Annotated in this window: 17 protein-coding genes; 4 read left to right on the top strand and 13 right to left on the bottom strand. The window is 44.3% G+C overall.

Annotated elements, in window-relative coordinates; translation table 11 throughout:
- Nucleotides 1-12: 12 nt before the first annotated feature.
- The 12 genes from flgK to ASV53_RS01695 all read right to left on the bottom strand — a co-directional run bounded on the left by flgK (nt 13) and on the right by ASV53_RS01695 (nt 11832).
- Nucleotides 13-1896, bottom strand: coding sequence for a flagellar hook-associated protein FlgK (flgK, locus tag ASV53_RS01750; RefSeq protein WP_094955857.1), 1884 nt, complete (start codon nt 1894-1896; stop codon nt 13-15).
- 161 nt (nt 1897-2057) lie between these two features.
- Nucleotides 2058-3023: a flagellar assembly peptidoglycan hydrolase FlgJ gene (gene flgJ, locus ASV53_RS01745; protein WP_083540800.1), complete on the bottom strand. Its 966-nt coding sequence runs from the start codon at nt 3021-3023 to the stop codon at nt 2058-2060.
- A gap of 63 nt (nt 3024-3086) precedes the next feature.
- Nucleotides 3087-4178 (bottom strand): flagellar basal body P-ring protein FlgI, encoded by a 1092-nt coding sequence (locus ASV53_RS01740; RefSeq protein ID WP_390960453.1) that lies wholly within the window; start codon nt 4176-4178, stop codon nt 3087-3089.
- 26 nt (nt 4179-4204) lie between these two features.
- The gene (flgH, locus tag ASV53_RS01735; RefSeq protein ID WP_062688158.1) at nt 4205-4981 is read right to left on the bottom strand and encodes a flagellar basal body L-ring protein FlgH; all 777 of its coding nucleotides are present in this window, start codon (nt 4979-4981) and stop codon (nt 4205-4207) included.
- 32 nt (nt 4982-5013) lie between these two features.
- On the bottom strand, nt 5014-5802 hold the full coding sequence (gene flgG / locus ASV53_RS01730; RefSeq protein ID WP_062688097.1) for a flagellar basal-body rod protein FlgG: 789 nt from the start codon (nt 5800-5802) through the stop codon (nt 5014-5016).
- 20 nt (nt 5803-5822) lie between these two features.
- Nucleotides 5823-6572 (bottom strand): flagellar basal-body rod protein FlgF, encoded by a 750-nt coding sequence (gene flgF, locus ASV53_RS01725; RefSeq protein WP_062688096.1) that lies wholly within the window; start codon nt 6570-6572, stop codon nt 5823-5825.
- Nucleotides 6573-6796: 224 nt separating this feature from the next.
- Nucleotides 6797-8098, bottom strand: a complete 1302-nt coding sequence (flgE, locus tag ASV53_RS01720) for a flagellar hook protein FlgE (RefSeq protein WP_062688095.1) — start codon at nt 8096-8098, stop codon at nt 6797-6799.
- Between the two features lie 28 nt (nt 8099-8126).
- Nucleotides 8127-8843 carry a flagellar hook assembly protein FlgD gene (gene flgD / locus ASV53_RS01715; protein ID WP_062688094.1) on the bottom strand — a complete coding sequence of 239 codons (717 nt, stop codon included), beginning with the start codon at nt 8841-8843 and terminating at the stop codon, nt 8127-8129.
- Nucleotides 8844-8859: 16 nt separating this feature from the next.
- The gene (gene flgC, locus ASV53_RS01710) at nt 8860-9276 is read right to left on the bottom strand and encodes a flagellar basal body rod protein FlgC (RefSeq protein ID WP_048899751.1); all 417 of its coding nucleotides are present in this window, start codon (nt 9274-9276) and stop codon (nt 8860-8862) included.
- A 3-nt stretch (nt 9277-9279) separates the two neighbouring features.
- A complete protein-coding gene (gene flgB / locus ASV53_RS01705; RefSeq protein WP_062688093.1) occupies nt 9280-9675 on the bottom strand; it encodes a flagellar basal body rod protein FlgB in 396 nt (131 codons plus the stop codon).
- A gap of 303 nt (nt 9676-9978) precedes the next feature.
- Nucleotides 9979-10806, bottom strand: a complete 828-nt coding sequence (locus tag ASV53_RS01700) for a protein-glutamate O-methyltransferase (protein WP_062688092.1) — start codon at nt 10804-10806, stop codon at nt 9979-9981.
- A gap of 102 nt (nt 10807-10908) precedes the next feature.
- On the bottom strand, nt 10909-11832 hold the full coding sequence (locus ASV53_RS01695) for a chemotaxis protein CheV (RefSeq protein WP_094955856.1): 924 nt from the start codon (nt 11830-11832) through the stop codon (nt 10909-10911).
- A 130-nt stretch (nt 11833-11962) separates the two neighbouring features.
- On the opposite strand from ASV53_RS01695, the gene flgA reads away from it, so the two are divergent.
- From flgA to ASV53_RS01680, 3 genes are all read left to right on the top strand, one after another.
- The gene (flgA, locus tag ASV53_RS01690) at nt 11963-12670 is read left to right on the top strand and encodes a flagellar basal body P-ring formation chaperone FlgA (RefSeq protein WP_083540798.1); all 708 of its coding nucleotides are present in this window, start codon (nt 11963-11965) and stop codon (nt 12668-12670) included.
- A gap of 105 nt (nt 12671-12775) precedes the next feature.
- A complete protein-coding gene (gene flgM / locus ASV53_RS01685) occupies nt 12776-13099 on the top strand; it encodes a flagellar biosynthesis anti-sigma factor FlgM (RefSeq protein WP_062688091.1) in 324 nt (107 codons plus the stop codon).
- A 66-nt stretch (nt 13100-13165) separates the two neighbouring features.
- Nucleotides 13166-13594, top strand: a complete 429-nt coding sequence (locus ASV53_RS01680; protein ID WP_062688090.1) for a flagella synthesis protein FlgN — start codon at nt 13166-13168, stop codon at nt 13592-13594.
- 17 nt (nt 13595-13611) lie between these two features.
- On the opposite strand, the gene ASV53_RS01675 is transcribed toward ASV53_RS01680, so the two are convergent.
- Entirely contained in the window at nt 13612-13902 is a 291-nt protein-coding gene (locus ASV53_RS01675; RefSeq protein WP_062688089.1) for an ArsR/SmtB family transcription factor, read from the bottom strand.
- 157 nt (nt 13903-14059) lie between these two features.
- Here ASV53_RS01675 and ASV53_RS01670 point away from each other — a divergent pair, with 157 nt between their 5' ends.
- On the top strand, nt 14060-14965 hold the full coding sequence (locus ASV53_RS01670; RefSeq protein ID WP_205049172.1) for a permease: 906 nt from the start codon (nt 14060-14062) through the stop codon (nt 14963-14965).
- The last annotated feature ends 247 nt before the right edge of the window (nt 14966-15212 follow it).

Below are 15212 nucleotides of genomic sequence, written 5' to 3'. Positions count from 1 at the left end.
TCAAGTTACTCCCTAGCGAGATGCATTCAGCAAGGTTTCAAAGGTTTCATTCGCCACCGTCATAATACGGGACGAGGCGGCGTAAGACTGTTGGAAGCGCATCATGTTGGCAGCCTCTTCATCAAGGTTGACCCCTGATATTTCAGCCACTCGGCTTTCAGCGGCATCTTTTTCCACTAGGCCCACTTCACGTAAACGGCTTGCCGATGCTTTTTGCACCCCCATATCCGTATTGAGCCCTTCGTAGACATCCAATACCGTAGAGCGGCCATCGTTCATTACCTTTGCCGTTTGCACATCCTGCATTTTTATTAGGTTACCGTTATCACCCACCGCAGCATTTAAGTTAACCGCAAAGACATCGTTACCCAGTGCGCCATTGCTTAAGCTAAAACTGGTACCGTTAACTGTCACATCTCCTGTTGGCGGGTACGTCTGTGGTGCCTGCAAAATTTGGCCTTTCATATCGAGAACAGCGAACTGGCTGGCATCGGGTGAAATAGCCACTTGAAATTCACGTAATGCACCAGGAGTCGATACCTGCAAATCAGCCGTGCCATGCGCTTTTGTTGCTGAGCTCATGTAGCTTTGCGCTGCCAGTTTAGATGGGTCATCCATGGTTACACGGATTTCGCTGGCAGAGGTACGCGTTGGGCGGATCAATATCGGTTCACCTATCCCAATCGGTGCTGCAATTTCAATTTCTAACCCATCGACGCTAAATTTAGGTGGGGTGCCACTTGGCATCACGGTTTGACTCTGGCCATCAGGTGAAACTAACTTGTGTTGGCTACCATCAAAACTTAGTTGATATTCGCCCGACTTTAACGCTTTAATATCATCAATATAAACGTTGACTGCCGCCGTAGAACCTTTCGGGATCAAGGCGCGTGACCCCGCACTTTCGGGGCTATTTATATCATGGAAAATATTTTCTCCCACTTGGCCTTTCAAGTCTAAACCTTGCGATTGCAGTTCATTCATCGAGTCGGAGAAACCCACCGCAATACGGCCCATTTCGTCCATTGCTTGTGCTAACGTTTCATCTCTAAACTGAAATAATGCAGCCAGTTTGCCACCAATATCATCATTACGAATCGTTTTAAGTGATTGGCCTTCAACCATAGCAAGCTGGGTTTGACGCGGATCGGGATTACCATCCACCATCTGTAATTGGCTCGACTCAGTACCTGATACTAGCGTATGGCCACTGCCAATCATGATGTTGAAGGTTTCTTCATTCTTGCGAGTCACCGTCACTTTGGTGTATTGCGACAATTCATTGATCAGTGCTTGATGGCGATCTAATAAATCATTGTCAGCGCCCGATGTCGGGGTTTTGATAATCGCTTTATGAATATCCACCAGCTCACGACCGATATCATTGACTCGATTCAGCGTACGCCCTAGCACTTCATTAGTTTCAGTTTGCTGCTGCGCTAAAACCTTATGATTGTCATTAAGGCCAGCCGCAACCAGTTTGGCTTTTTCTAATACAACTTTACGGCTACCAATGTCACTCGGGCTATCCGCCATACCTTTGATGGCGTCGTACCATTGGTTCATGTCTTCTGGAATTTTTTTGGCACTGTTTGCCAACATATTATCCAAACGCCCCAACTGCCCTTCGCGTTCGCTGGCGTAATTCAGGTTCGTCGTCGTGAGGTTTAATTCATTGGTGGCAAATTGATCATAACCACGGCGAACTTCTGCCGCATGCACACCCGTACCGTACTGATTGCCGCCCCACCAAATTGGATCATTGGTGCTCTGAACAACTGACTGACGGCTATAACCTTCAGTATTAACGTTATTAATATTGTGGCTAGTGGTGTTGAGCTGACGCTGAGCGGTTAAAACGCCCTGCGACCCCATATTGAGTAGGTCAAACCCCATCTCGCCTCCAGTAAATTGTTCATGAAAATACGATTAATGCAGACTTAAATGCAATATTCGAGCCAACTAAATAAATCTGTTATCAGTACCTTACAGAAACAAAAAAAGCACCTTACTTTAGGTGCTTTTTGCTGACAATAAACAAGTGGCTTTGCTGATTATCACTTCATCATACTGGTGACTTTATCCATCACACTAATAACTTTTTGTGAGTAATTCGGATCGGTAGCATAACCGGCTTGATGCAAGTTACGAATAAACTGACGTGGATCTTGCGGGGAATTCAGGGCGTTTTCATAACGTGGGTTTTGATTCAAAAAGCGCACATAATCGTTAAAGCTGTCTTGATAGTCGTTATACGAACGAAAAGCGGCTTTCTCTTGCACCGCGATACCGTTATGAAACTCCAAGGTATTAGTTGCCACTTTGCCACCTTGCCAGCGTGGATCAGCCTTGATGTTGAATAAGTTATTGCTAGAACCCGCTGCGTTCTTAATGACTTTTTTACCCCAGCCGGTTTCTAACGCAGCCTGAGCAATCAATACCGCCGGATCTGTGCCTAATGCTTTGGCTGCTTTTTCAGCGTACGGTTGCAGCTTACTCACAAACTGTTCTGGGCTATCAAAGGTTTCGGGCTTAGCCTTTGCCATCGGTGGCGCCATCACCGCCGATTGCTGAGCTTGCGACGATTGCATGGCTAAGATCGCGTCATTGGCAGCTTTATCTACCATCGCCTGATCGGGCTTATTACCATTTTTATCAACAGGTAAACGCAACGGAGAATCATGAATCGCATTACGGATAACATCTTCAGGTGGCTTCTCTTGATCGCCACCGAGTTGATTTACGATCAAATCAGCTAAGCCTAATGAACCAGTACTACTAAGCTCACTGGCCATTTGTTCATCGTGCATTTGCTCAAAGAACTTGGTATTACTGCTGCTCATTAAATCCGATTCAAACGCTTCATTCGCTTGGCGCATCGATTTAAACAGCATTTGAGTAAAGATTGATTCAAATTGCACTGCAGCAGCGCGTAACGATCCTTGTTCATCATCTTTGATCCCGGCACGCAAGCGATCAAGGCTTGATAAATCATGAACAAATCCCGCATCTACATTTTTAATCATTATCTTTTCTCAATTGGGTCTTTTTCTACTTGGTATTTCTCAACTTACTCAGAAATACCACTAGATAATAATCAGCTGACCTTCAATAGCACCCGCTTGTTTCAGCGCTTGCAAAATAGCCATTAAATCTGATGGTGCAGCACCGACCTGGTTCACCGCGCGTACTAAGTCATCTAAGCTAACACCTGGGTCGAATTTAAACATTCGCGAATCGGCTTCTGTCACTTCAATGTCAGAATTGGGTACTACTACCGTATTCCCTCCCGAAAATGCATTTGGTTGACTGACTTGTGGGTTCTCTCGGATCGTTACCGTCATGCCACCATGAGTAATCGCCGCAGGTTTTAGCTTAACGTGCTGGCCGACCACTATGGTGCCTGTACGGGAGTTCACAATAATCTTGGCAGCGCCTTCGGCTGGGTCAAATTCAAGGTTTTCAATCGTCGATAAAAAAGCAACACGCTGGCTGACATCTCGAGGCGCACGCACTCGAATAGAGGTCGCATCAATCGCTGCCGCCATATCAGGACCTAAAAATTGATTGACGGTGTCAGACATTCGCTGGGCTGTCGTAAAGTCAGATTCAAATAAGTTAAAAGTCAGGAAATCACCACGACCAAATGGGTTTGGCACTTCTTGTTCAACCATGGCGCCATTACTAATCCGTCCAACGGTTGGGTTATTACCGACAATTTTAGATCCATCGGCACCGTTAGCACTGAATCCACTAACCACTAAACTACCTTGAGCAACCGCGTATACCTTGCCATCAAGACCTTTTAGGAAAGTTTGCAACAAGGTACCGCCGCGTAAACTCTTAGCAGAACCGATTGAAGAAACCGTAATATCAATACTCTGACCTTGCTTGGTAAAAGCAGGTAATGTGGCATTAACGGCAACCGCCGCTACGTTTTTAGTTTTTGGTTTTTGCCCTGCTGGCAATTGAATACCAAAGTTTTGTAGCATGGCACGAAAGCTTTGATCGGTGAACGGTGTGGTTTCACCGGTTCCCGGCAAACCAACAACAAGACCATAACCGACTAATTGGTTACTACGAACCCCAGCAACCTCAGACACATCTTTAATGCGCGCTGCGTGTACTGGTAACGTTAGTAGAATCAACAAGCTGGCTATCAATAGACGGATGTTCACGTTCATGCTCCTAATAAATGCCACAGTTATAAGGTGACGTTAAAGAATCGGCCTAACCAACCTTGTTCTTGAATATCTTGGCGATCACCCGTACCAGAATACTGAATACGCGCATTGGTAATTCGTGTAGAGGTAACCGTGTTGTCTTGTGAAATATCATCAGGACGAATGGTGCCGCTAACTCGGATATATTCATCGCCAGTATTGAGTGTTAACCACTTTTCACCGCGTACCATTAAGTTGCCATTCGCTAGCACATCAATAACTTCAACCGAGATTTCACCTTTAATGCTGTTGCTCTGATCAGCTGATGTCGTCCCTGCAAATTTGTTCTGATTTTTCACTTCGTACGACAGTTCTCGCCCAGCAATTTGTAAATTTTGACCACCGATCGCCATAGGATCCATGCTCATATCGGTTTTCTTGTCTAAATCTGAGCTCGCACTTTTTTTCGCTTGGGTCTTTTCTTCAAGCAGTACAGTCACTATGTCACCGATACCACGCGGTTTGGTGTCATCGTATAAGTCTTGTACTTGCGTTTGACTAAACAAAGATCCTGTAGATGTTGCGTAATGCTCTGGCTTTGGCTGAGGGCGAAGACTCGCCCAAGCAGGATCTCCCGCCTGTGGATCGGTACGACGGCGCAGCATGTCCACCAAGTCTGTGTCTTTTTCGGTTGAGCCTTCAACCGCATCCACATTGGTGGTCGCTTTTTCAACATCACTGCCAGTATCCGGTGGTGGCGTCAGCATTTCACAGCCCGTAAGGGTCATGATAAACACACCACACAACAGTTTTTTCATCATCGTACAACTACCTTCTTTACAGTGGCGGATTAGAGTTGCTGATTTACGTAACTCAGCATTTGGTCGACCGTCGAGATCACTTTCGAGTTCATCTCGTACACACGCTGAGCTTCAATCATGTTGACCAATTCTTCCGTCACGTTAACGTTCGATGTTTCTAACATCGACTGACGAACAGAACCTAAGCCATTCAAACCCGGTACACCTTCTTGGGGATCGCCACTAGCGCCTGTTGGTAGGAAGAGGTTTTGACCAATCGGCTCTAAACCGCCTGGATTGATAAAGTTAACTGTGGTGATTTGGCCAAGCACCTGATTTTCTTGCTGACCACGAATACGTGCCGAGACTTCACCGTCCGTACCAACCGTAATACCGACCGCATCTTCCGGTACTGCCACTTCAGGCTGTAGCACGTAACCAGAACCTGTCGTAACTAATTGGCCTTCATTGTTAATCGTGAACTGACCGTTTCGGGTATAACCGATATTGCCGTCTGGCAGCATGATTTGAAAGAAGCCATCGCCTTCGATCATCATATCCATCGCATTATTGGTTGTTTGGGTATTACCTTGGGTAAATACTTTTTGAGTAGCCACCACTTTTGAACCGGCACCCAACATCAAGCCTGATGGCAATTGTGTGTCTTGCGACGACTGCCCGCCCGGTTGATTAATGTTTTGGTAGAACAAATCTTCAAATACCGCACGGCTCTTTTTAAAACCCACAGTCGAGGCATTCGCCAAGTTATTCGAGATGGTTGAAATATTGGTTTGCTGAGCGTCAAGGCCAGTCTTACTTACCCATAGTGCTGGATGCATCTTAGTTTCCTTCTACCCTATTAACCCATGCGCAGTAACGAGCTTGAGGCCTCGTCCATCTGCTCCGCGGTTTTCATCAATTTCACTTGCATTTCAAAGTGGCGCTGTAGATCAATCATGCTGGTCATTTCGCCCACTGCATTCACGTTACTGCCTTCCAGTGCCCCTTTTAGGACTTTGACATTGGCATCCGCTTCGTAGGTTTTACCTGGTGTTTTCGACTTAAATAAGCCGTTCGCATCTTTGTAAAGTTCATTGTTAGCCGGACGAACCAGCTTCAAGCGATCAATTACTTCCATTGCTTCGGGTGGCGCACCTTGTGGTAATACCGAAATAGTACCATCAGTGCCAATTTGAATTTTACTGATAGGGAGAGGAACAAAAATTGGGCCGCCATTTTCGCCCATCATCAAGTTACCATTCGAGTTTTGCAACATGCCCGTTTGGTCGATTTTTAAGTGACCCGCGCGGGTATAGGCTTCTTGGCCTGATGGGTCCATCACGGCTAACCAACCTTGGTCTTGAACCGCGACATCTAAATCACGACCCGTCGTCATTACTGAGCCTTGCGAGAAATCTTGGCCAGGGCGTTCAGTCATCGCAAAAACACGACTTGGTAAACCTTCACCGTATGCTTGCATACTGCGAGCTTGTTCAAGATCGGCACGAAAACCCGTTGTTTTTACGTTAGCAAGGTTGTTGGCATGCAGCTGCATACCATGCATGTCTTGCTTTGCCCCACTCATGGCAAGAAATAGCGCGCGATCCATATTACTCTCCCATCATCATATGACGAGAATTAAGCAATAAATATGCCACTATTTAATAATGTTACTTATCAAAATGTTAGATAACTGGAGGCAAGATATAACGGAAGGGTGCCAATTTCATGGCGGCAGATATGACAAATTTTGCCGCCTTACATAGAGGCGGCAAAATCAATAAAGCAGGATCCGAACTATTTATAAAGATGAATGCTGAGCACTCATACTAATTAACGGATTTGAAGAATAGTTTGTTGTAGCTGGTTATCGACTTCTAGCGCACGTGAGTTAGCCTGGAAGTTACGCTGCGCGGTAATCAAATCAACCAACTCTTGGGTCATATCGATGTTTGATTGCTCAAGCGTACCACTCTTAATCGCACCAAATGCACCTTGGGTTGCTTCACCCCAAATTGCTGCACCTGAGTCCTGGCTCGCTACCCACTGAGTACCGCCCTTCGATACCAAACCTTGTTCATTAGGTACACGTACCATACCAACACGGCCCAAGGTGACGTTTTCACCGTTACTGTAAGTCGCAACGATAGAACCTTTCGGATCGATGTCTACTTTTGCAAGGTAGCCCGTTGTTGCACCATCTTCATTAAAGCGGCGCACCTCAAATGGGGCTGCGTACTGGGTTGGTTCGTCATAATTAAAGGTCAGAGTTTGTTGATCATCACCACCGTTCATCTGAATACCTGCCGCTGCAAAGCTATCAGTAACGATAGGATTACCACCATTGATGGTTTTTACAGAACCGTCAGAGTTAAAGTCTAACACTGTACCTTTGTGACCCGTTGCACTGGTTGAACCGCCATTAGTTACATTCAACGGCTTTTCACCGTCACTATCCGTAACCGTATAATGAGATACCCAGCGATTTGGCGCTGTATTATCTTTGGTGTAATACGTGCTCATCTTATATGGCTGACCCAGTGAGTCGTAAATCGTTACTGAGGTTGATTTGTCGTACGTTGCAGGATCATTGTGGTTAAACAATGACGCATCTTTTGCATCTGCATTGGCAGGTAAGTTCACACCCACTTGCACATTGGTTGATGCACGAGGCTGACCAAATTGATCTGGCACTTTCAACGCCTGTGGTTCGTACGATGTTACTTGATCAGTTTCTGAGTCCACTTTATAGCCAAGCAAGTACTGGTTCTCGGAGTTAACCATGTAGTTGTCTTTGTTTAAGTGGAATGCGCCGTTACGGCTTAAACTATTATTTTGTGGTTGTAGGCTATCGTCAGCAACCGCAAAGAAACCACTGCCTGAAATACGCATATCAAGCGGGTTATTGGTGTAGATGCTTGAACCTTCGTGGAATTGCTGAGCAACCACTGAAGTTTGTACACCGCCACCGGTAGTCGTTTTTGCATTCGAAAAAATCGACGATGAGTACACATCACCAAACTCAGCACGCGACTCTTTAAAACCATATGTATTCGAGTTCGCAATGTTGTTACTGGTAGTATTAAGGTCTTTCTGCGATGCCCCGATACCACTAAGTGAAATGTTAAAACCCATGATCTATTCTCCGAATCCCTAAACCTTATTAAACCTTACCGACTTCTAAAACTTCAGCCAATTTGAATGGTGAATCCAAACCAGCAAGGTTTAGCATGACATTGCCATCACCATTTCCTAGCAAGACGCTATTTACGTTTGCATAGGTTGATACGTCGAATTCACGGCTTTCACCGCCAACCAGACCTGCCGCCTTAACTTGGTATCGACCTTCAGGCAATGGGTTGCCGTTTTCATCCATACCATCCCAATCAAGGCGATGTTCACCTGGTGGTTTCGCACCAAGATCCATTGTCTTAATTAATTGACCTTGTTCGTTTTCAATCCGCACCATCAAGTTATCGAGGGCTTGTGGTAATTTCACCATGCCCGCAACACCACCTTCGATGCTCTTCACGGCGGTTGAACTTGGGATCAGTACATCACGGCCAACGAGCGAAGAAGCTTGTAGTGCTTGGCTTGAGGTCATTGCTGAATTCAAGCTACCAAATTGGTCATTCATTTGGCTGATACCATCAACCGTCGCAAATGATGCCATTTGAGCAATCATTTGGTCATTACCCACAGGTTTAAATGGGTCTTGTTGTGCAAGTTGCTTGGTAAGCAACGACAAAAAGTCTTCTTGCTTTAGCTCATTCTGACCTGTGGTTTTCTGTTCTTCTTGGACCTTTTTATCTTGCATCGCCTTAAGCTGATCAAGATACGTTAGGTTGGAAGCGCCACCTGCACCATTAATACCGGTCATTACTGAAACTCCTTACCTATTTGCCCATCTGTAATGTGCTCATCAGCATTTGCTTACTTGCATCAGCTACTTGCACATTACTTTGATAGGAACGCGATGCAGAAATCATATTGGCCATTTCTTCCATCACATTAACGTTTGGCTTGTAGATGTAACCTTCAGCATTCGCCATTGGGTGAGCTGGGTTGTATTCAGCACGCAACGGCTTTTGGCTTTCAACAATGCCTTTCACTTGGACAGGCACGCTGTCTTCACGGCGGTAACTGGCACTTTGCAATTCAGCCGCAAAAATAGGGTGACGTGCTTTGTACGTTTCTTCTGCAGAACTACTCACACTGTTCGCATTCGCAAGGTTACTTGAAGTGGTATTCAAACGAACCGATTCTGCACTCATGGCAGATCCTGCCACATTAAATACGTTAAATAGGCTCATTTATTATTCCCCTTTCAATGCCTTGGACATGTTCTGAAATTTAGAACCAAGAAAATCTAGTGATGCTTGGTATTCCAGTGAGTTCTGCATGAACAAACTTTTTTCTAATTGAGAGTCGACTGTATTGCCGTCGCCAGTGTCGGGTTGCGTTGGCACACGGTACATTTGCTCGCCCATTAATTTAGTTGAGGCAGAGATATGCCGCTCGCTGGTACGGCTAAGGCCAATGCTTGCCCCAGACTTTGCCGCTTTCAGTGCGCGATCGAAATCCATGTCCTTTGCTTTATACCCAGGGGTATTGGCATTAGCGAGGTTACTCGCTAGAGTTTCTGCACGCTGAGCGCGGATCCCAACCGTATGTTGGTGAATACCTAATGCTTTATCAAAAGAAATGGACATAGCTGCCTCCAATTAACCTGAGTAGTTAAATGCAAAGACAATGCCAAGTTTTAGGTTTGAGGAATATATAAAAATGAAGAATGAAAAACGGCGTCGTTCGCTTATCGGGTGAATCAAATAAGCAGCGCGTAAATAAAGAGGATAAAGGTGGCATTGCCCACATACATTGGTAGAGCAATTAAATGAAGCAATGCCATATTAAAACCAGTACGAAACGTTAGGTCTACTCGATTGTATCGCTACAACCCAATATTTAGACCACGCCCATATTGATTGCCAGCGTGAGCGCTGGCTGCAACCTGATTATTTTAGCTTGTAGATGATACCTGGGTTACAGCGGATCATTTCAAACTTATCAGTCAAACCAGTTAACGACTCAGATGCACCAAGGAACAAATAACCACCAGGGTTAAGTGATGCCGCCATTTGGTTAAGTACTTTTGATTTCATCTCTGGCGAGAAATAAATCAATACGTTACGACAAAAGATAATGTCGAATTTACCTAATAGCGCGTAACTGTCTTTTAAGTTCTGCGGACGGAAGTTAACCATACGCTTCACTTTGTCGTTCACTTTCATGCGGCCGTCACCATTGTCTTCAAAGAACATACGGCGACGTTCTGGTGATAAACCACGGCTTAATGCTAGGTTGTCATACACACCTGCACGGCAAGTATCTAGCATTGTTTGCGAAATATCTGTAGCCGTTAGACTAACAGTTGGCAGCAAACCTGGACGACGAGCTTGAGTTTCCAAGATTGTCATCGCCAGTGAATACGGTTCTTGACCTGATGAACTCGCTGCAGACCAAATTTTAAGTGGTCGTTTGTTCGCTGCAAGTTCTGGCAGAATTTTATCTGACATCACGGTGAACGGGTAGCTGTCACGGAACCATAAAGTTTCGTTTGTCGTCATCGCATCAACAGCTGCAACGCGAAGTTCGCGATTACGGCCAGTGATCACTTGCTGCAATAATTCAGACAGAGATGATAGCGAAAATCGGCTGACTAATGGACTTAGGCGACTACGCACTAAGTACTGTTTGCTGTCGCCAAGGACAATGCCACACTGAGCTTCTAGAAATCGGCAAAAGTCTTTATATTCTTGGTCTTTTATTGTTATAGCTGTCATCTACTACTCTTTAATACACGGTTGCATTTCAGCGTTTTTTTGTTACTCATGGCCTACTCAGCTAATAAAATCACTGCTTAATAAGCCAATTGTAATCTTTAATTATGCTTCAACTGGCATGGCGGCTTTAACCGCTGCACCGAGTTCATCTGGGTTAAACTTAGGAATGAAGGCATTAGCCCCCACACGCTCAACCATAGCTTGGTTGAAAACACCACTCAACGAAGTATGAAGAATAACGTGAAGATCTTTTAAATTAGGATCGTTACGAATTTCGGCTGTCAGCGTGTATCCATCCATTTCCGGCATTTCGATATCAGAGATAACGAGCGCCAACTGTTCATAGATACTGCTTTCTTTCGCCATTTCACGCAGTTTTACAATGGCTTCGCGGCCATCTTTAACCAACACACATTCACAGCCAATCGCTTCAATAGCACGCTGAACTTGTTTACGTGCCACACTTGAATCATCGGCAACAAGTACACGGCGTACTGCCGTAAAGTCTTCAATCAACTCTTCTAGCACTGTATCTGTAATGTCGGTGTTCACTGGTGAAATTTCATCAAGGATTTTTTCAACATCCAAGATTTCCACTAGCTCGCCATCAATTTCTGTCACGGCCGTTAGGTAGTTCGCTTTACCAGCACCTTTTGGCGGCGGCAAAATCGATTCCCAGTTCATGTTGATTATACGCTCAACAGATGAAACCAAGAAACCTTGAATTGAACGGTTAAATTCAGAAATGATAACAAAACAATTATTCAGATCATCGATTGGGCGACCGCCAGTAGCTAGGCTCATATCGATAACAGAGATAGTCTGACCACGGATATGTGCAATACCTTTCACCAATGGGTGCAGGTTAGGCATGGTGGTCAATTTAGGGCACTGTAAAACTTCTTTCACCTTAAAAACGTTAATGCCGTAACGCTGACGTCGGTTTAAGCGGAACGTAAGTAGTTCCAGACGGTTTTGGCCGACAAGCTGGGTGCGCTGATTCACTGAATCAAGTATTCCCGTCATACAGGTGACTCCATCTAAAGATTTTTATATTTAAGCGGGTGATCGCAAGCAATCTATTTGCGAATCACATATTATGGACTTCATCACTTGCGATTTCAGCCCCTGCAATATTGTTAATATGAGTAAAACAGTGACAAATAAAGCACATTTTTCACCCTTATTACTGATAGTCGGCATCTTCGCGATTATCTTTAGCACTATTGTACATGGAACAAGTACAAATTATCTACATACCGTACAGCAAACGGCAGAGGATTTTGTCACTGACAGCCTATCAGCACCACAAAACGGCGAGCTACAAGTAACGGCAACCCAGCTTGATTCACGATTACGCCTCGCTGAATGTACCGTTCCTCTCAATATTTCGGTTCCCGGCAAACAATCAATGACCGGCAATGTCACTGTACTTATCAATTGTCCATCAGAAGGCTGGCAAGTATATGTGCCTGTGCGAGTAAAGCTACTATTACCACGTGTTGTTGCAACTAAACCTTTGCCAAGAGGCACTGTGCTATCAGCATCAGACCTCACCATCAAGCTGGTTGAAAACCGCTTCCAACGCAGTGTTAGCTTTGAAGATCCAAACCAAGTTATTGGTTCTAAAGTAAAACGTGGCGTTAATATGGGCGATACGATTGAAGGCAATGATATTTGCTTGGTATGCCGTAATGATTCAGTGTTAATCCGTGCCGGTGGTAGTGGACTGAATATTGTCACCAATGGTACTGCGCTAGGTGATGGTGCACTTGGCGAACAAGTCCGCATCCAAAATAACAAATCCAAACGTGTGGTCGATGGTATCGTTACGGGTGTTGGTGAAGTGACCGTAAATTTTTAATTTAGGTGCTAAAGTTATAATATTCACGGCCGATAGTAGATACCCAAGCTACCTCTATTAGGTACTTGAATATTCAATCAGTATTTTGTTCAAAGGGTTAATCTTATGGCAAATATCGATCAGCTCCGTACCGGACAACCCATTCCGACTACGCGTAGTAATCAAACCAAAGTAGGTAGTACATCATCTGATGCGCCATCGACAGCTGCTGCTGCGTCGAGCCCGCGTGTGAAAAATGATGCTGTATCCCTTAGCGCACAAGGAAAAGCAGTGGGACAAATCCACCAACAACTTGCAGCTGAACCCAGTTTTGACAGCGCAAAAGTTGCCGAAATTAAACAAGCTATCGCAGATGGCTCGTACAAAGTTGATGCTGACAAACTTGCATCAAATATGACAAAATTTGAAGATGAGTTACGTGGTATTTAAGGGGAAGTAACCCTTCCCTTTAACCATAACAATTCATAATTTCCTGCTAACCATCGGTAACCTTAGATGTCTCAGACCATAGATCAGTTGCTTGAATTACAACACGCAACATTAATGTCGTTGTCTCGCCTTCTTGAGCAGGAAAAAGGGGCGATCGTCTCGCGTCAATCTACTGAAATTGAGCGTATTGCTAAAGAAAAACTCAATCTTATCCATAAGGTCCAACAACAAGACCACCTCATTGCTAGCCATACTCAACGTCAACTATTAACAGAGTCCCCAACTCACATCGAGTCTGTTAATACCATCAAAGCCTGCGCCGCTCGCTGTAAAGAACTCAATGAAATTAATGGTGAAGCACTTCAACGTGCACAGCTAAGCTTTCATAAATTAAATAACTTATTCCAGCAAAGCCGCGGCAAGCATCAAATGACCTACAACAGCGAAGGAGCAGCACAAAATATTCGTACGTTAGGTACCAATATTAAAGCATAAACTCTCTTCACATTACCTTATGCCTCTCGGCTACAACATTCATCCTGCAAAAAATCAATTACTTGCTGTAAGGCATCATACTGTGGCACACAATAAAGTGTTCGCCCTTCCCGATGCTGCTTAACTAGACCTGCCGCCACCAAACTTGAAATATGGTGTGACAAGGTTGAACCAGGAATACCCAACTCTTCTTGTATATCACCAACGGCTAAGCCTTGATGACCCGACTTTACCAAATGCTTAAAAATCTGAAGACGTGTCGGATGACCTAGTTCTTTCAGGGCCTTAGCAAAAAATTCGATATCCATAACTTCTGACCTTACTTCATCTCGGTAATTTATATTTCGATAATAGCAGAAATATATTGACGATGAAATTAATTGCACCTATATTTCGACTATTCCAGAAATATAGATTTAACTATAAAGTTTAAGGCTTACTATGATCACTCCAAGCATGCTCACTATGGCAAAAGACACCTTAGATATGTTTGTTTTTCTTGCTGCTGAGCTAACCGTCCTATTTTTACTTATCAGCTACGCTGTTGGGATCTTGCAGGAGTATATTTCCCCAGCAAAGATCCAGCAGATCTTAAGTGCGAAGAGAGGAAAAGGGTATATCATCGCAGCGTTCCTTGGCGCAATTACCCCCTTCTGCTCATGCTCAACGATTCCGTTTCTAAAAGGATTACTGCGCGCTAAAGCAGGGTTTGGCACCATGATGGTATTTTTGTTTGCTAGCCCACTGCTAAATCCAATTATTATTGGCTTGTTTGCGGTTACCTTTGGCCTACAAGTGACAGTGTTCTACTTCATGGTTGCGATGGGTGTTTCCGTTATTGCCGGTTACACACTTGAAAAGCTAGGCTTTGAGCGTTACATCAAACCAGAAGCTTATGAAGCACCAGCATCTAAAGGCTGTGGCTCAAGTTGTGGCAGCAAGGCTAAGCCTGTTAGTAAATGGGTTAGAGTATGGCGATCTACATGGGTAGACTTCAAAAAGGTACTTCCTTACCTGATTGGTGGTATTGCAGTTGGTTCGATGATTTATGGCTTTATGCCAACAGAATGGGTTGCAAGTGTAGCGAATGACGATAATATCTTTGCCATTCCTGTCGCAGCCGTGATTGGTATTCCACTCTATATTCGTGCAGAAGCAGTTATCCCACTTAGTGCTGCATTAGCCGCAAAAGGCATGGGATTAGGTGCAGTCATGGCATTAATTATCGGTAGTGCGGGTGCAAGTCTAACGGAAGTTATTCTATTAAAGTCGATATTCAAAAATAAAATGATTATCGCGTTCCTTGTTGTCATTCTTGGAATGGCAATCAGCGCAGGTTACCTTTACCAAATATTGTTTCCTGCAATGTGATGATTAATCTCATTGTATATTAAGACATCAAAAAGGGACAGAATTAACACATCTGTTCCTTTTTATTATTCCCCGAAGTGTAAGGATAAATACCATTGTTACAACAAATATACACCCATGAAGAATCATTACATTTAATGTAAGCATTTCCCATCCTGTTATACTTTTTAAAGGTATATTTATCTCCCTTATCCATAACATACCTTTAAAATATCTCACCTGCGTATATAATACCCATCTTAATATT

Source organism: Photobacterium sanguinicancri (genome assembly GCF_002265265.1).
Classification (GTDB): Bacteria; Pseudomonadota; Gammaproteobacteria; order Enterobacterales; family Vibrionaceae; genus Photobacterium; species Photobacterium sanguinicancri.
This window is presented reverse-complemented; position numbering and strand designations above follow the sequence as displayed.